The following is a 20,365-nucleotide window of genomic DNA, read 5'->3' on the forward strand; positions in this document are numbered from 1 at the left end:
CAATTTTTATAAATTTAGTAAAATATAAAAATATGAATAAAGATAAGATTAAAAACTTTTCAATTATTGCTCACATTGACCATGGTAAAAGTACTTTAGCTGATCGGATTTTGGAATTAACAAATACTGTTTCGCAAAGAGAACTTAAAGCCCAATTTCTAGATTCAATGGATTTAGAACAAGAAAGAGGGATTACCATCAAATTAAATGCAGTGCAACTTAAATACAAGGATTACACTTTTCATTTAATTGATACTCCAGGTCATGTTGATTTCACTTATGAAGTATCTCGTTCGCTAGCAGCTAGCGAAGGAGCTCTTTTACTTGTTGATGCCACACAAGGAATTGAAGCACAAACTTTAGCGAATGTGTATTTAGCTATTGAAAACAATCTTGAAATCATTCCAGTTATTAACAAAATTGATTTACCAAGTGCAGATGTTGAACGGGTAAAACAAGAAATTGAAGAAGTGATTGGAATTCCAACCGACCATGCTGTTCTTGTATCGGCTAAAACCGGTTTAGGAGTTGATAAGTTGCTTGATGCTATTGTTGAATACATTCCTTCACCAAAGCATGCTGATGATAATAAACCGCTTAAAGCTTTAATTTTTGATAGTTATTTTGATCCGTATCGTGGAGTGGTGCTTTTAATTAGAATTTTTGAAGGTAAGTTAAAAGTCGGTGATAAATTTAAATTCATGTCACATAACACTAAAGCTGAATATCATGTTATTGATTTAGGAGTAAGAAACCCTCATGAATCTAAAAAAGAATACCTTGAAGCTGGAGAAGTTGGATGAGTATCAGCGGCTATTCGAGATGCTAAAGAAGTTTCAGTAGGAGATACCATCACTTTAGTGGATAATCCCACTTCAGAAGCTCTTCCTGGATACAAAAAAATGAAACCAGTTGTATTTACTGGATTTTATCCAATTGATACACGTGATTATTCAGTGCTTAAAGAATCACTTGAAAAAATTTCGCTTTCAGATTCTTCAATAACCTGAGAACAAGAAACCTCTAAAGCTTTAGGATTTGGTTTTAGAGTTGGGTTTTTAGGAATGTTACACATGGAGATTTTACAAGAGCGTTTAGATCGTGAATATCAAGTAGGTATCATAGCGACATCCCCTTCTGTTGAATATAAAGTACATATGACAAACGGAACTCACGAATTTATTTCTAACCCTACTTTACTTCCAGATCGAACTTTTATTGAATACATTGAAGAGCCTTATATTGAAGCAAGCATTTTTGTGCCTAATGAATACATTGGGAATGTTATGGAACTGTGTCAAAATCAACGGGGAATATATAAAGCTCTTGAAGTAATTGATGATAAACGAACTAGAATTATTTATGAACTCCCTCTTGCGGAAACTATTTTTAATTTCTTTGATCGTTTAAAAAGTTCAACCAAAGGATATGCATCCTTTGAATATGAGTGAATTGGATATCGTACAAGTGATTTAGTTAAGGTTGACATTTTATTAAACGGAGATAAAGTTGACGCTTTTTCTATTATTACTCACCGTGATAAAGCTTATGAAGCTGCTAGAGAACTAACTAAAAAACTTAAAGATGCTATTCCAAGACAAAACTTTGAAGTTCCAGTACAAGCAACAATTGGTGGAAAAATTATTGCTCGTGAAACAATTAAAGCTTACCGTAAAGATGTTACTGCTAAGCTTTACGGAGGAGATGTTACTCGAAGACAAAAGTTGTTGAAAAAACAAAAAGAAGGTAAAAAGAGAATGAAGAAACTTGGATCAATTGAAGTTCCTCAAGAAGCTTTCTTATCAATTCTAAAAACCAATACTGACCCACAAAAATAGGAGAAATTATGTCAAACCAAAAACAATTATTAAAAGATGATTTTTACGAATACATCAATAAAGATTGATTAAAAACAGCAAAAATCGATTCAGATAAACCAGCTATTTCAGCTTTTGGAGAATTGGATAAACAACTTGAAAAGCAACTTATGTCTTTAGCTGATGAATTAGTCAAAGATGCAAACAATCTACAAGGCCCACTTGCAGAATTTGCAAAATTTTACAAAATGTTTAAAAATTACAAAAAAAGAAATGAGTTAGGTTTTGAACCAATTAGAGCGTTTATTGCTGAAATTGAATCGTTAAAAAGTTTTGAAGAATTAGCTGAAAAACTAGTTTCAAAACGTGCCACTTGAAGTTATTTACCAATTAACTTAGAAGTGGATAGTGATTTTGTTAATCCAAATATCAAAGTTCTTTGAATGGGTGAACAATCAATCATTTTACCTTCAAAAGAGTATTATGAAAAAACTGATTCTCGCAAACATTTAAAGGTTTTTAAAGACATGGCAATTGAGTTATTGCACAAATTTGGTTATTCACTAAACAAAGCCACAGCCATTGTAAAAAAAGCTTTAGAATTTGATAATTTAGTTAAAGATTATGTTTTATCTTCTTTGCAAAAAGCTGATTATACAAGTTTATACAATGTTGTTAAACTTGAAGAACTTCAAAATTCTTCAAAATACTTTGACTTAGAAAAATTAGCCAAAGAAATAGTAGGAAATAACATTGATAGCATTGTAGTAACTAACAGAGAATATGTTAAAAATTTAGATGCAATTTATAACGCAGATACTTTTGAAAACTACAAAGCTATGCTTATTGTTAAAAACATTCAACAAGCTTGTGCGTATTTATCAGATGAATTAAGAGTGTTAGCTTCAAAATTAGCATTACATCTTAAAGGAATTGATAAACCGGTTTCAAATAAAAAATACGCTTTCAAAAAAGCAGAAAGTTGATTCTCAAAACCTTTAGGACTAGCTTATGCAGATAAATACTTTGGAGCAAAAGCTAAAGAAGATGTACAAAAAATGATTGCTCGAATGATTGAAATTTATACCAATCGTTTAAAAGAAAATAATTGATTAAGCAAACCAACTATTGAAAAAGCAATTTTAAAACTTTCAAAAATGGATGTTATGGTTGGTTACCCAGAAAAAATTAGACCATTTTACAATGAATACAAAGTAACAACATACGCCCAAAAATCTAATCTTTTTGCTAATGTTTTAAACTTCCAAGAAATCTTGCAAAAATATCAAGACTCATTTTACTTAAAAAATGAATCAAAAGAATACTGAGAAATGTCTCCAGCGATTGTTAATGCTTACTTCCATCCAATCAAAAACCACATTGTTTTTCCAGCTGGAATTTTACAAGCACCTTTTTATAACATCAACCAATCTTCTTCAGCTAATTATGGTGGAATTGGAGCGGTTATTGCTCATGAGATTTCGCACGGATTTGACAATAATGGGTCTCAATTTGATGAAACAGGTTCACTCAATAACTGATGAACCGATGAAGATAGAGCTAAATTTGAAGAACGTAAGCAACAAGTGATTGAACTTTTTGAAGGATTTGATACTGGAATGGGACTTGTAAATGGAGCTTTAACTGTCTCAGAGAATATTGCAGATTTAGGTGGATTTTCGTGTGCATTGGAAGCTGCAATGCAAGAAAAAGACTTTAACGCTAAAGATTTCTTTGAAAACTGAGCTCGTATTTGAAGAATCAAAGCTAAAGCAGAATACATGAACTTATTGCTAAAAACCGATGTACACGCTCCAGGAAAAGCACGGGCAAATGTACATATTAAGAACTCAGATTTATTTTATGAAGTATATGGCATAACCAAAGAAGATAAAATGTATTTACCAAAAGAAAAAAGAGTCAAAATTTGATAATTTGAGCAGGCCTATTGGTCTGCTTTTTGCTTTATTTGTTCATTTATACATTATTTTAATATAATTAAAATATGTATACAAAAAGCAAGCTTAAAATCGTATTTTTTACCATTATTACCTTTGGATTAATTTGAATCAAGTGAAACAAACAAACTAAACACCAAAAAAACACTATTTATCAAGTTGATAAATTACCTTTTAATTTAGAAGTGTTTCTAAATTGTTTTTCAAACTTAACAGATATTGAATCAATTGAACTCAAACCATCACGAGTAACAATTTTGTTTAAAAAACAACCACAAGTTAATGTTGATCAGTTAAAACAACTTAAAGGAATTAGCGGAATTATGCTTAATAGCAACAAAATGTCCTTGATTTTAGGAGAATTTTCAAAAGCAACTTATGAATTACTTTTGCAACATAAAGGATAAATATGAAAAAAGATAAATACCAAACTATTTTAGATAATTTACTCGATATTGATCCGCTTGATTCTTCAGTGTTTACTAAACTTACTCGAAACACTTTAGGACAAAGTAATTATTTTGATATTTTTCGTCTCTTTGGAAAAGAGAATTTTCACCATATTTTAAATAACGAAAAATTCAAACTCAATTTAGTGGAGCAAACTATTGTTAATGCTTATGAGAACATTCAAAAAACTACTAATTTAAACGATTTGGATTTTTTATTAGAAAATCTTTATAAATACGAAATTGTTCAAGACCGAAACATCCGTAAGCAATATCCAACCTTTGAACAAATTAAACAAAAATTAACCGAGCACTTAGAAAAACTTATTCAACAATCTTTATTTAGATGAAAGAGAATTAAAGACCGTGCAGACACTATTTTAGAAGAAACTAACATTTGACCTTTACATATTGGGTTCTTGTTTGTGTCCTTAAAAAAAGATGATAAAAGTATTTATGCACCCCTTTTACTTAAAGAAGTGCAAATTGATTTTGAAAACGGAAAACCGGTGCTTTATAGTAATGGTGAAATTAAAATTAATGATAAGTTGTTGTTTTTATTAAACAACTATGGTTTTGCTATTGACATTGATGATAATTTTAAAGAATTCAAAATAACCAATTTAATTGATGAATTAAGAACTCAATGAAGAGGAATTTATTCACTTCCTGCTAATATTGTTGCTCCTTTTAAAGAATATAAAAATGAAGATATTGTTAATGAGAATCTTCAATTTCACCCAGGAGGGGTTCTAGGAATTTTTCAACCTTCAGGTGGTTATCCAAGAAATCGGATGAAACAAATTATCCAAAGTGGAAAGCTGGAAAGCATCATTGATGTTGAAATTAATAAAACTAAATATCAAGAAGTTGTTGATAAATCGATTTTTAATCCTAAATTATCTTTATTTAGGTTAACTTCTTCAAATCTTTCTCAAGATAAGGCTATTATTTCGGCTTTAAATCAAAACACCATTATTTGAGGTCCGCCCGGAACTGGTAAATCGCAAACCATTGTTAATTTATTAACAAATATTTTAGTGTACAACAAAACTGCTATTGTGGGTTCTCAAAAGAAAGTGGCCTTAGAAGTTATTCGTAAAAGAATGAAATCGCTTGCTATGTTTTGTTTGTTTGTCCTAAATTCTAAAGACATGAGCAAACGAGAATTCTACAAACCAATTGCATCATATTTAAATGAACTAGAATATCACAAAACTTCTACTAAGATCGTTCGTCCACAATTAGCAAGTGAAAGCGAAATCAACTTTGTTAAACATGCAAATGGAGAAATTAAAAAACCAGCTATTCGTGAAGCTTTAGAAGCTATTTATTATCTTGCGGAAAATAAGCTTGATTTTAAAGGTGAAGAAGATATTTTATATGCAGCAAAATTACCTAAAAATGTAGTAATGCCAGATTATGTTGAGCAAGGATTGACTCCGAAAAAATTACTTGAATTATCTGGAAGTAAATTCTTTTTTACCAAACAATATCGTGCATTAAAAGAGCTTGGAATTAGTATCGATCAGAATCTAAGTGAATATAAAGGTTCACTTAAAGAATTGCAATTGAAATTTAAAAACTTAATCCCTTATCAAGAGGGCGCTTTAAATGATGATAATGTTTTATACAAACTTAAAAACTTAGAAGAAATGCATTCACATTTAAATGCTCCAGTAGATACATTTGATGCTGAAGAAATAAAAAAAGTAATTTTAGAACGTATTAGTGATAAATTAGAAAAACTCAGCGATGAAGATAAACAACTATATAAAGAATTTTCAGCTTCAGTTAGAATTCAAAATCTACATCCGCACCGTTTTGTAAAACGCTATACTTCAATTATTAAAAAAGTTTTCCCAATTATCATTGCTACCCCTGATTCAGATTTATCTGGCTGAGAAGAAAAAGAATTTGATTATGGTATTTTGGATGAATCCAGTCAAATTTTCATTGAAAATGGACTTACTTTCTTGTATTTAGCTAAAACTAAAATCTTAGCTGGAGATCAAATGCAAATGCGTCCAAGCAACTGATTTGGAACTAGAGTTACTGACGATTCAATTTATGGACATGTTGAATCGATGCTTGATTATGCAATGGGTCTTGGAGTTTATCATGTTTTATTAAATAAAAACTATCGTTCTGATTATGCAAGTTTAATGACTTTCTCAAGTCAAAACTTTTATAACTCGCAACTAGATGTTGTGGATAATGCTAAAAACAGCGACAAAAATCCAATTGAAGTCTATGAAGTGGATGGGATTTGAGACGATAATAAAAACGAAAAGGAAGCTAATTTAGCTTTAGAAATTACACTCAAAGAATTACCTAATTACTCAAAAATCATTTTACTTGCCTTTAACGCTAAACAATTTAATTATCTTAAAGATAAGATTTTTGTTGAATATCCACAGCTTGAAAACGCAATTCGTAACGGGCAATTGATGGTTAAAAATCTTGAAAACATTCAAGGAGATGAGGCTAATTTAGTTATTGCCACTGTTGCTTATGATAAAAATGCAAAATTAACTTCAACATACATTGCTAAACAAGGTGGAAGAAATGCTTTAAATGTAGCTATAAGTAGAGCTAAAGAAAAATTGATTGTAATTAAAACAATTAAATCCGAAGAAGTTACTATTTTACCTAACTCTTCAGATGATTTAATCATCTTTAAAAAATGATTACAATTTTTAGAATCTTCTCCAGAAAAGAGACTTAATTTATTAAATGAATCATTTACCAAACACAAAGAAAAACTTTCAAGCAATTCAGAAAAAGTTTGATTCACTAAAATTGTGGACAAACGATTAAATTCACTTTTTAGCAATCGTCCAGGATTTGATGTTTTTAAAGATTATTCAATTGGTTCTTTAACCATTGATTATGTAATTACTTTTAATCGTGTTCCTTACAAATGTTTGGTTGTTGATGTATTTAACTACGATAATGGATATGCTGATTACGCATTACTTAAAGATAAAGTCAAATTCTTAAAAAACAAAAATTATGACGTGGAATTACTAAATCCACTTAATTATGTGAATTTACTCAGAGAATTTGAAGGTTGAATCAAAGACAAAAACTTAATTGATTTTAAAGATCACACCAAAGAATTTAACACCGCTTATTACACTTTAAATGAAATTAACAATACTAAATTAACTCAAGAAGTAGTTGAGTCTAGTGAGGAAACAAATGAAGGAATTAACTAATTTATTTAAATATTTTTCCAGTGAATCAAAACTCAAAATTATCATTCATTTATACATGTGTTCAAAAGCTGAATGTGATGTTCAGACCTTAAGTGAACTTTTTAATATCAAACAAGCAAATTTGTCAAAACATTTAAGCGTATTACGCAATGATGATATCATCAAAACCAAAACAAAGGGCATTTATGTGTATTATTACATCAATAGAGACTTTTGCAACAAGTATCATCAACTACTTGATTTACTTGCAAAAGAACCGCTGTTAGAGCCATATGCATGCTCATGCAATTCAACCCATACTCACACTCATTAAAATCTCTTTTATAGAGGTTTTTTTATTACTTCCAAAGCCAAAAAATGAAAAATGGTATAATAAAATTATATTTTATTATAAAGGACATTTTATGGCACAAAACAAGAACAAAAATGAAGAAGAACTTAAAGTATCTTTAGAAGAGGACAAAGAATATGATTACGAAGAAAATAATCGTGTTGTTTTTAAAAAGAAACAACCAGTAGTAATTGAAGATGATGTTGAAGAAGAAATTCCTCAAAGCAAAGAGGAATATCAAGTTCAATCTCAAATTATTACCGAGGCAAGCGAAGGAGTCGCTCCTGTAACTATTGATAGTGAAATGCGAAACTCATTCTTAGAGTATGCAATGAGTGTTATTGTCTCAAGAGCTCTTCCTGATGCACGTGATGGTTTAAAACCAGTACATCGTCGGATTTTATTTGATATGAGCGAACTTGGCATCACTCCCGGAAGTCAACATCGTAAAAGTGCTCGGATTGTTGGAGATGTGCTTGGGAAATATCACCCTCATGGAGATTCTTCTGTTTATGAAGCTATGGTTAGAATGGCGCAAGATTTTTCAATGCGCTATCCTCTTGTAGATGGACATGGTAACTTTGGTTCTATTGATGGTGATGAAGCTGCTGCTATGCGTTATACTGAAGCAAGAATGTCTAAAGTAGCTGCGGAAATGCTTGAAGGAATTAAAAAAGATACTGTTGATTTTGTTGATAACTACGATGCAAGTGAAAAAGAGCCTGAAATTTTACCTTCACGCTTTCCTAATTTACTTGTTTCTGGAGCAACTGGAATTGCAGTAGGGATGGCTACTGAAATTCCTCCTCACAACTTAGGAGAAGCAATTGATGCTACTATTGCTTTGGCTCAAAATCCTGATATTACAACTAAGGAATTAATGGAACACATTAAAGGTCCGGACTTTCCTACTGGCGCTATTATTTTAGGAACTAAAGGTATTTATGATGCTTATGAAACTGGAAAAGGAAAAGTTCCTGTTCGTTCTCGTTGTGAAGTGAAAGAATTTTCAAATGGTAAAGCTAAAATTATTATTACCGAAATTCCTTATGCAATTAAAAAATCAGCAATTGTACAAAAAATTGCTGAGTTACACAAAGACAAAGTCATTGAAGGTATTTCCGATTTAAGAGATGAATCAAACCGTGAAGGAATTCGAATTGTTATAGATGTTAAAAAAGGACATAATCCTCATATACTTTTAAATAAACTTTACCAAAAGTCATATTTACAAACTAATTTTAATGTTAATATGGTTGCATTAGTTAATGGTGAACCAAAATTATTAAACTTAAAATCAGCATTGCAAGTTTATTTAGATCATCAAAAAACTGTTGTTCGTAGAAGATTAGAATTTGATTTAAATAAAGCCGAAGAAAGAGTTCATATTCTTGATGGATTAAAAATTGCAATTCAAAATATCGATGAAGTAGTTGCTATTATTCGTTCTAGTGCCACTGATGCAATTGCTCAAGAAAGATTATCTAAACGCTTTGAATTAACTGAAAAACAAACTAAAGCTATTTTAGATATGAACTTAAGACGTTTAACTGGTCTTAATTTTGAAAAAATGACTCAAGAAATTGAAGAGCTTAGAAAAGAAATTGAGTATTATAAATCAATACTTGCTTCTGATGAGAAATTGGTTGAGTTAATTATTGAAGAACTTCAAGATATCAAAACAAGATTTAATGACAAACGTCGTACCCAAATTGACTCTTCAGCTGCAGGAATTATCTCTGATGAAGATTTAATAGCTCAAGAAGATATCGTAATTACCAGCAGTGTTAATGGTTATGTAAAAAGAATTGCACTTTCAGAATACAACACTCAAAATCGTGGAGGTGTTGGTTCAAGAAGTATGAAAACTTACAATGATGATGATATTAATACTATCATTCATACAAACACTCATACTGACTTACTTTTATTCTCAAACAAAGGAAAAGCATATAAAGTAAGAGCTCACCAAATTCCTGAAGGTTCAAAACAATCTAAAGGAATGCCATTTATAAACATTATTCCTACATTAGATGTGGAAAGTGGCGAAAAAATTGTTTCAATGCTTGATGTTCCTGATTATGTAGAAGATAAATATTTAACTACCGTAACTAAAAAAGGAATTATTAAGAAAAGCACAATTGTGTCATTTGAAAATGTTCGTCGCAACGGATTAAATGCCTTTAAATTAAATGAAGATGATGAATTAGTAAGAGCCTTTATTGTTTCGGATCAAGATCATATTTTAATTGCTAATAATGAGAAAAGCATTATCAAATTCCCTGCTACTTCAATTCGTCCAATGGGAAGAACTGCAGTTGGAGTTAAAGGAATTAGACTTGAAGAAAATCAACATGTTATTTCAGCTTCTTCAAGTGCTGATGGAGAATTTATTCTTTCACTTGGAAGTAAAGGGTTTGGTAAGTTAACCAATAGCGAAGAATATCGGGTAACTAATCGAAATGCCAAAGGTGTTTCAGGAATTAATTCTGAAAAAGCTGGACATTTAGTTTTTGCTCGTTTTGTATCTCAAGATGACGAATTAATTATCATCACTAGCAGCGGAATTACCATTAGAATTGCTATTAGCCAAATTTCGCTTGCATCTAGAAACACTAAAGGAGTTAAAATAATTAACCTTAAAGATAACGATGAAATTGTTGCTGTAGATGTTATAAAATCGCAAGAATAAGATCCAAAATACTCGTGCATTTAGCACGAGATTTTTTTATTTTAGATCAAAAAATGTGAAAAATATCCAGTTCTTAAAATGGCAAAATTCATTGTTTTAAAATGTGATTTAATAAAATATTTTTATGTTAAAAACTTTTGTTCACATTTTAAGCATAAAATCATGTCTAAAAAAAAAAAAAAAAACAAAATAACATCAGATATTTTTTTATAACATAAAAAAGAAATTTTGTTTTAAAATTATTAGTTATAAACTTTTTTATTTTTATAAAAATAAATACGTTTTCCCTAGTAATTAAAATATGTTTTAAAAGATTTTTGAATCTTTGGAAAAGAGTCTTTATGAAAAAGAATAATAAAGTTAAATTGATTCTAGGTACATCAATAGCAACAATTTCATCTGCTACAGTAGCTATTGCTTCTTTATCTGCTTCTTCAATTGCATCTTCACAAGATGCAGAACAAGCCAGAATTAATGATTTAGTTTCAAAAGTTACTTCAGCAGACTATGAAGGCAAAAAAGAAGTATCCGCAGCGTTTGTTTTCCAAAATGCTTTAAATCCTACAAGCACACCAATGGAGAAAACTTTAACCGATGAACAAAAATCTAAGTTAAGTTTCACAATTACTGATGGAGAAAATACCTATACTTCAGTGTACGAAAATGGAAGACATGTTTTTAAAGAATTAAACGTATATGTTAAAAAATATTACTTTAATAATTTTAGCAATGATAACGATCTAACAAAAATATATAGAAATTCTGCAGGACGTGCAGTAAATCCTCCTAGAAGTAGATGGGTTAATGAATATAAATACACAGGAAATTTAAATATAAGTATTTCTCTGGGATCATTAAACTCAGTTTACGATGCCAGTTTAAACGACACTCTTTCTAACACTATTAATATTTCTGGTTTTTTAACAGAAAGATTTAGATTAAGAAAAATAATTTTTGGAAACGGTGAAGATGGTACAACAATTATTAACGATTTAAATACTGAATATTTGAACATATTAAGAAATTCGATTTTTACTGAAGAAGACAAAAAATTTAGACCAAGTTCATTTACAAATAAAGAAGAAGTTGATGGCAAAACTACTTATAGTTTAAAACCAGAAATCTACAAAAGAGTTCAAGATATATTAAAAAATTATAGTGATGAAAATCATTTAGAATTCGAAGTTTATAGAGATAATACAAAAGGTGACTTAATTGATGATGAAAATGGAAGTTTGAGTGTTTCAGTAGCTATCAGAAGCACCAGAAATTTTTCTCGACTTCAAACTTCAGTGAGTATTTCAGATGTTGAAAGTATAGCAGAAGGTTTTTGAACAGATACCAAAGAGAAAAACCGACTAAATTATTTAATTAATAATTTAGATGTTGAATATTCTCCAAATGAAACAATGTTAAATTATCCAACAACATATGCCTTGGATGATTCAACCAAACCTCAATATGTATTTTCTACTACTGATGAACAAGGTAATAAACATACTGCAGTTTATGAAGATGGTAAATTTGTATTTAAAACTTTAGATGCAGAAATCAGTTTATTTGAAATGAATGACGTCATTACAAATAGAAATGACGCTGATGGTGGATTTAATTATAGAGTGCAAATGCATTCTATAAGAGAGCAATTCGAAAATAATAACTCTGAAATTATAACTAGACATTCTCACGGATTTAAGACTGAAACAATGCGTTTAAATGATGTTTTAACTTCTAAAAGGGAATCATTAGAAGGATTGGATTTCCCTAGAAATCGAAAAGATGGTTCTTTACCTTCTTCTGTTACAAATGAAGAAATTGTTGCAAAGTTAAACGAAGTAATAACTCCTTCAACAGATTTAGCAATTATTAAATCAAATAACATAGTTAGTTTGGTAAAAAACAATGCAAACGGTACAATTACTGTTAAATTTAAATTAAATTCTACTCGTGATCAATTAACCGATCAAACTTCTGCTTCAGAAAATGCTTATACAAAAGTGTTTAATTGATTTTTAACATATGACCAAGATATTCAAAGATCAATTCAAGCAGCAAAGCAAGAAATTCAAGACAAAACTTATTTAACACAAGAAGAAAAAGATAAATTAAAAGCAAATTTAGACACAATTAAAGATCAGTATGATAATTCAACTTTAACTGATGACGAAAAATATCAAGAAGCTAAAGATGCAATTTCTTCAAATTCAAATATAGCTAGCACAATTGATTCAAATAAAGAAACTGAAATAAATAATGTAGATACAAATTATCCACATTTAAATGATGAGCAAAGATCTCAAGTAAAATCCGATATTAAAAATGCAAATTTACTTACTGGTATTTCAGATGCTACTAATCCATCAGTTGAGCAAGTAAAACAAAAAGCACAAGCACTTGATGATTCAATGACTCATGCTCAAAATAATATTGATTTAGATGTACCTTTTAAACAAACTGATGCTTATTTACATGCCCCACAAGATCTTAAAGACCTTTATGAAGCAGCTCTACAAGCGACTAAAGATTTAGTTCCTCAAAATGCAGAAACTGGAGAAAATGCAAAAACTCCTGATTTAAATGCATTAACAGATTGAAATACTAATGTTGATAAGCCAACCGATTCTAATTACCCTAAAGATGCTGTTGATGAATTAAATCGGAACTTAGAAGCTATTAAAACTAAAATAAATGAACTTGAGCAAGCTAAAATAGCTGCTAAAGAAGCTATTGATAACATGGGTTATCTTTCTGAAGAGGAAAAAACAGCTCTTAAATCTAATGTAGATAAAACAACAAACTTAAATGATGTTTCTTTAGTTAAAACCGAAGCACAAAGTGTTAATAAACAGAAAAAAGAAGAAGTTGATGAAATAGATGAGAATTATCCAAACTTAAATCAAACTCAAAAAGATGAGTTAGCTCAAGCAATTAAAAATGCTAATTTGAACACAATTGAAGGTTCAAATAATCCAAGTGTTGACGATGTTTTAAATAAAGGTTCGCAATTAAATGATTCAATGGGAACTTTAAATGAATTTGTTGATTCTAAAGATGCATTTAAAGCATCTCCTTTATACACCGAAGCTACTCCAGAAGCTAAAGCTAAGTATGACAAACTTCTAAATGCAGCAACAAATTTAAAAGATGATATCAATCCAAATGTTAGCGACATTGATTCAACAGACATTTCTTCTCAACCTGATGCAGGATGAGAAAAAGACAATGTTAATAAGTTAAATGCAGCTATTAAAAACGCCCAAGTTGAAGCTGTTAAATCAATTATTGATCAGTTGCCTAATTTATCGCAAGAAGAAAAGAATAATCTAAAAAATAAATTAAATTCTAATCAAACATTAGAACAAATGCAAGTAGTTGTTGATGAAGCAAAACAATTAAATTCTGACAAACAAACAGAAATTAATAAAATTAATGCTTTCCAACATTTAAATGATTCTCAAAAAGCAGATGCAATTCAAAAAATCAAAGACGCTAATTTAGATCCGCAGCTCAATCCAACATCTCCAAAAGTAGCTGATGAAGTAGCAAAAGCAACTACGTTAGATAAAGCAATGGAAAAACTTGAGAATTTAGTTAATAACAAAGATAATGTTCACACTCAAGATAAATACAATAATGCCACTGACGAAAGCAAAAATAATTATGATAAATTAGTTGAAGCTGGAAAGCAACTTAAAAATAACACTAATCCAGACGATACTAATTTAGCTTTGCTTGATAATTTCACTAAACCTAACACTCCGAATTGATCTCTAGACGATGTTCAAAAACTTACTCAAGAAATTGAGGATGCTTTAAAACAAGCTACTAAAGATGCAATTAACAAATTACCAAATCTTTCTCAAGCTGAAAAAGATGCGTTAAACAATTTAGTGGATGATGTACAAGATGTCAATTCAAACGATTTGGATAACATTCTAAATAAAGCTAAAGAAATCAATGATAAAAAACAACAAACTATTGATTCAATTAATGCTTTAGATTATCTTTCAAATGATGAAAAAGAAAAATACAGCAATGATGTTAAAGGCGAAGATCTTTCAGGTGTTGATAATTTAGATACTGATACAACATTAACAGATGATTTAAATGCAGCTAAAGCCACAAATGATGCTAAAAAAGCTAAAGATAACACTTTAAACTTAGAGCATTTAAATACCGATCAAAGAGCAGCGGTAACTCAAGCAATTAAAGACTCTAACTTAGAACCTATTGAAGGAAAAGATAATACTCCTTCAACTGAAAATGCTATTGCAAACGGAACCGCCTTAGATGGATCAATGAAAAACTTAAAAGATGTTAAAAATGCTCAACCAGAAGTAACATCTTCTCAATTGTTTGATTTAGCCCCTCAAGACGCTAAAGATAAATTCAATAACTTAATTGAAGCTATCAAACAACTTGAAAACAATACAAACCCTGATGCAGATAAAGTAAACGACCCAAGCATTAACGAAACATCTCCTAATTGATCAAAAGATAGCGTAGATGCTTTAAAAGTAGACACAATTAATGCTCTTAAAGATGCATACAAAAAAGGAATTGATAATCTACCTAATTTAAGTGGTGATGAAAAACAAGCTCTTAAAGATAAATTAGATAATTCTGAAGTGGACACCTTAGAAGAAATTAAAGCAATTGAACAAGAAGCTTTAAAATTAAATACTGATAAACAAAAAGAAATTGATGCTGTTGAAGCAAATTATCCACACTTAAATCAAACTCAAAAAGACGGGGTTAAAAATGCAATTAAAAAAGCAAATTTAGATCCAGATCTTAAAGAAAATTCTCCAACTGTAGCAAGTGTAAAAAACACCGCTTCAGAGCTAGATGCTTCAATGGATAAATTGCACCAAAGAAGTGCTGAAGAAGAAAAAGTCAAATCTTCTGAATTATTTGCTAATGCTACTCCAGAAGCTAAAGTTAAATACGAAAAAGCTTTAGAAGCAACAAGACAATTGCAAAGTAATCAAAATCCTCAAGATGTTAGCGGACTTGAAGGAGTAACTCCTCAAGATAGTGCTAACTGACCTAAAGAACCAGTTGATGTGTTAAAAGCTAACTTAGAGAACACCCTTAAAGATGTAGCTAAAAGTTATGTTGATAATCTTCCAAATTTAAGTGATGCTGAAAAAATAGCATTTAAGGATGCAATTACTAACTTAAGTGATCCTAGTTTTGAAAACATCAAAGCTCTCACTGATAAAGCTAAAGCAATCAATGATAAAAAACAAGATATCATTGACAAAATCAATGCCTTAGATTATCTTTCAAATGATGAAAAAGAAAAATACATCAATGATGTTAAAGCCGAAGATCTTTCAAGTGTGCCTAATTTAGCAGAAGATCAAACATTAACTCAAGATCTTCAGCAAGCTCAAACCACAAATAACGCTAAAAAAGCTAAAGACCAAGCTTTAGATTTACCATATTTAAATGACGACCAAAGAGCTGCAGTAACTCAAGCAATTAAAGATTCTAATTTAAATGAAATTCCAGGAAAAGAAGCTACTCCTTCAACTGAAGATACAATTAATGGCGGGAAAGCTTTAAATGAATCAATGAAGGAACTTGATGATCTTAAAAATGCTCAAGATGACATTAAGGCTTCAGAATTATTCAATTTAGCAACTCCAGAATCGCAAGATAAATACAACACTTTAATTGATGCCATTAAAGAACTTCAAGCTAATAACAACCCCACAAGCGATCCAAATGTTGTGCAAGATTCTCCAAATTGACCAAAAGACAGCGTGGATACCTTAAAGGTAGATATAATTAATGCTCTTAAAGATGCATACAAAAAAGGAATTGACAATCTTCCTAATCTAAGTGATGATGAAAAACAGGCTCTTAAAGATAAACTTGACGATCCTCAAGTGGACACTTTAACTGAAGTGCAAGCTATCGCTAAAGAAGCAACTGATTTAAATAAACAAAAACAAGGCGAAATTGATGCAGTTGAAACTACTTACCCTCATTTAAATGCTTCTCAACAACAAGCTCTTAAAAATGCAATCAAAAAAGCCAATGTAGATCCAGAACTTAAAGAAGGCTCTCCAACTCTTGAAAGTGTTAAAGATACAGCTCAAGCTTTAGATAACTCAATGGCAGAATTAATTAACCGCACCAACGAAGATGCAAATGTTCAAGGTTCAGATTTATTTGCGGGAGCAACCCAAGAATCTAAAGCTAAATACTTAAAAGCTCTTGAAGCTTCAAAACAACTTCAAAATGATTCAAATCCTAATGTTGATGGCTTAGATAACTTAACTGCTCAAGAAAATGCTAACTGAGTCAAAGATCCAGTAGATAACCTCAAAGGTAATTTACAAGAAGGTCTTAAAGATGTGGCTAAAAGTTACATTGATAACTTACCTAATTTAAATGAAAATGAAAAAGTTACTCTTAAAGATTTAGTAACTAATTTAGAAAATCCTACTTTTGAAGATATTGAAAAAGTTGCTAATAGAGCCAAAGAAATTAATGACAAAAAACAAGACGCAATTGACGCTGTAATTGCTGGCAAATACTTATCTGAAGATGAGAAAAATTACTTTAAAAAGCAAATTGTTGATACTGATTATTCAAATGAAGCTAGCGATGAAGATAAAGACATTGCTTTAGCTGAAATTATAAATGTAGCTTCTTTAACTAACACTGATAAGAAAACTCAATATGATAATTTAGATAGCTTACCTCATTTAAATGACTCTCAACGTCAAGCGCTTAAAGAAGATATTATTAATTCTAATTTAAATGATGTTCCTAATTCAAGCAATCCTTCAACAGAGTCAGTATCTCAAAAAGGAACTCAGTTAGATAATTCAATGAAAAAACTTAGAGATTTTCTTGCTTTAAATCCTGAGATTCTTCAAGGTAACACTTACAATAATGCTACTGATGATTCAAAATCAAACTTTGATGATGTAGTATCTTTAGGAGTAAGTTTAGCTAATAACCAAACACCTAATGCAGATACTTTAAATAAAGTTAACACTACAATTGCAGATTCAGCAAAACAATTAAATGCAACAAATACTACTCCAAATTGAGATAAAGATAACGTTGATAAATTAAATGCTCAATTGCTTGAAAAATACAAACAATTAGTTGAAGATAATATTGATAAACTACCTTATTTATCTGATGAAGAAAAACAACAATTAGTTGATAAACTCAACAGTTCAGATACAAATGATAAAGCTAAAATTGATAAGATCTTAAAATTAGCTAATAATGTAAATGCTCAAAAACAAGAAATTGTCGACAAAATCAACGATCTTCCTCATCTCTCTGAAGTAGAAAAACAAAGTTTTACTGATGATGTGATTGCTTCAAATCAAGTTCAAGATCCTTTAAATACTTCACCTGAAGAACCAAACGATCAACCTAAAAATTCAAATGAACTTGAAGATATTTTAGATAATTCAAGAAAAGCTGATTTAGATAAAGCTTTTGAAGATTACATTCAAAACAATTTAACAAGTGAAGATACTAATGGTGCTAGAGAAAAACTTCAAGATTTACAAGATTTAATCAAAACTTTTGAAGATGATGATAAAACCAAAGGTAAAGATACTGATTATTCAAATTACAAAGAAGTAGCCGAAGCTCTTAAAAATATTGCTGATTTAAAAGATGCTTATAATGCATACTTAAATGCTGATGTTTCTAATGTAGATGAATATACCGAAGCTAAAAATGCATTAGAGTCTAAAATAACTCAAGTTAATAAAGACATTGAAGCTTTAGAAAAACAAACATTTAGTGATCCTAGACTTGAAGATGTGAAAGATCAAATGATTGCACAAGCTAAAAAAGATGTTGCTAAAGCTGATGCTGAAAAAGAAATTGTCGATGCGTTAGTCAATTTATCTCATGATGCATATAATCCTGAACACTTTGAAGCGGCTCTAGCAAACGCTCAAGCTAAGTTAAATTCAGCTGAAGAAGATAAAAATAATATCTTGCTTTCTCATTTACGTGATCCAAAAATTAATTATCCAGCATTAGTTGATAAATCTGATAATGATGAAGGTTTAGATGAAGATGAATACAACAGATATAAACCTACTTTAGAATCACCAATGTCTAATGTGGTTAAATCTGCATTACAAAACTTCGGGCCTTACAGAGCTCATTTAAGTGATGAAGCTAAGGCTGAATATAAAGGTCAACTTGATGAACTAGAATACCTTTCTCCACAAGAAAGAGAGTTATTTGAAAGTCAAATAGATAATGCTGAAAGAAATCGTGAAGCTAGAGCAATCATTGAAGAAGCTAAAAATGTCAATGCTGCTAAAAAAGCAATCGCTGATCATATTCGTGATTTTGAACATTTAAATGATTCGCAAAAACAAGCTTATATTGACGAAGTGAAAGCAAATCGGCTTCAAAGTAAAGAACCTCAAAGTGAAAAATCAATGGATCAGATTTTAGAAGATACTCAAAAACTTGATGATAAAATGCTTGAACTTAAAAACGCTTTAAAAGAAGCGTTAAATACTAAAAAAACTCCAATTTATCAAAATGCTTCCGAAACAAAACAAAATGATTTTGATTGAGCTATTCGTGATGGACAAAAAACTGTTGACAACTTGCCTCCAAGAAAGCATCTTGATCCTAATTTGACTCTTGATGAAGTACAAACATTAATTGATAATCTTAAAATTCAAGCCGATCAAGCTGCTCTTAGTGCTATTGATAATTTACCTTATGTACTTAAAGAAGACAAAGATAAATTAAAAGAAGAGTTGGGCAAAGCTAAAAATCAAGACAAAATAATTAAAGTCTTAAACAAAGCTAAAGACACAAATGACTTAATTAAAGAAATTATCGATGCTTTAAATGACTTTAATAAAGATACTAGTGCTGAAAATTCAGACAAAATTAATGATTTATTAAATAAATTAGCTAAAGTTAACCCTGAAGTTAATTTAGATAACTTTACAGACACAAAAGAAGCTATTAAAGCTAATAAAGAATTAAGTGATGTTTTAAAAGCTTATCGTGATAGTGAAATTCAAAGTGATACTTATGAACAAGCTAAAACTAACTTAGAAAACGTTTTAGCCAAAGGTGTTGTATCTCTTGAAAGTCCATATTCACAAATGAATGATTTAGTATCAGATGTTTTAAATGCTTCTACAACACTAAATGCACAAGGACATAACGAAATTGCTTTAGTTGAAGCTTTGGTTAACATTAATAAAGAAAACTTTGATTTATCAATGTTAAATAACCAAACAACTGGAGCATTCGATAAATATAATGATTTAGCAGATAAAATTGCTAAATCTGCATACTTTGATTTACTAAAAGAAGCTGCTAAAAATAACAATCATGTAATTAATGCAATTTATCAACTTATTAAAGAAGTAGATGATGAAAATGCTTCTAATGTAATTCGTTCAGCATTGCTTAAAAACTTTAAACCTCTTAAAGTAGGATGCAATTCATGATGAAAATGCTGATGATGATATGTAATTTTATCAGTAGGTTCAGCATCGCTAGTGGCTCTTGCTGTAGCTGCAGGAAAACGTTTTAAACAAACAAACAAAAAATAAAATTGTTTTTCACACTCCTTTTTCTTTAGGAGTGTTTTTTTTATATTTTTTCATAAAAGTATTTATGAATTTTATGAAAAATTTTGATTTATTAACATGATTTTATTTTTTTAAAAATCTTAAAAGAGTTTTAAGAACACAATTATTGCTAAAAAAAGATTTATAAAAAAAAAAAAAAAAAACAATATTTAAGAAGCGATTTTAATATTATGTAAGAGAAATTAATTTAAGAAACAAAGTGTCAAATATTAATTTTGATAATATTCATCAGTTTATTTGATGTTTTAAATTGAATTTAAAAGATTTAATC

General features: G+C 29.8%; 7 protein-coding genes. All 7 read left to right on the forward strand.

Annotated features, from left to right (window positions below; genetic code table 4):
• Positions 1-32 precede the first annotated feature (32 nt).
• The 7 genes from lepA to EXC45_RS03630 all read left to right on the forward strand — a co-directional run bounded on the left by lepA (position 33) and on the right by EXC45_RS03630 (position 20,055).
• A complete protein-coding gene (gene lepA, locus EXC45_RS03600; protein ID WP_036435315.1) occupies positions 33-1,838 on the forward strand; it encodes a translation elongation factor 4 in 1,806 nt (601 codons plus the stop codon).
• An 8-nt stretch (positions 1,839-1,846) separates the two neighbouring features.
• Positions 1,847-3,751, forward strand: coding sequence for a M13-type metalloendopeptidase (locus EXC45_RS03605; RefSeq protein ID WP_036435318.1), 1,905 nt, complete (start codon positions 1,847-1,849; stop codon positions 3,749-3,751).
• Between the two features lie 71 nt (positions 3,752-3,822).
• Positions 3,823-4,182: a hypothetical protein gene (locus EXC45_RS03610; RefSeq protein ID WP_036435322.1), complete on the forward strand. Its 360-nt coding sequence runs from the start codon at positions 3,823-3,825 to the stop codon at positions 4,180-4,182.
• 2 nt (positions 4,183-4,184) lie between these two features.
• Positions 4,185-7,445 carry a DEAD/DEAH box helicase gene (locus tag EXC45_RS03615; protein WP_051616995.1) on the forward strand — a complete coding sequence of 1,087 codons (3,261 nt, stop codon included), beginning with the start codon at positions 4,185-4,187 and terminating at the stop codon, positions 7,443-7,445.
• Positions 7,429-7,758 (forward strand): ArsR/SmtB family transcription factor, encoded by a 330-nt coding sequence (locus tag EXC45_RS03620; protein WP_036435325.1) that lies wholly within the window; start codon positions 7,429-7,431, stop codon positions 7,756-7,758. Before EXC45_RS03615 ends, EXC45_RS03620 begins: the two co-directional genes overlap by 17 nt.
• A gap of 91 nt (positions 7,759-7,849) precedes the next feature.
• A complete protein-coding gene (gene gyrA / locus EXC45_RS03625; RefSeq protein WP_036435328.1) occupies positions 7,850-10,468 on the forward strand; it encodes a DNA gyrase subunit A in 2,619 nt (872 codons plus the stop codon).
• A gap of 341 nt (positions 10,469-10,809) precedes the next feature.
• Positions 10,810-20,055 (forward strand): GA module-containing protein, encoded by a 9,246-nt coding sequence (locus EXC45_RS03630; RefSeq protein WP_129693801.1) that lies wholly within the window; start codon positions 10,810-10,812, stop codon positions 20,053-20,055.
• Positions 20,056-20,365 lie beyond the last annotated feature (310 nt).

The organism is Mycoplasmopsis columboralis, from assembly GCF_900660675.1.
Taxonomy (GTDB): Bacteria; Bacillota_I; Bacilli_A; order Mycoplasmatales; family Metamycoplasmataceae; genus Mycoplasmopsis; species Mycoplasmopsis columboralis.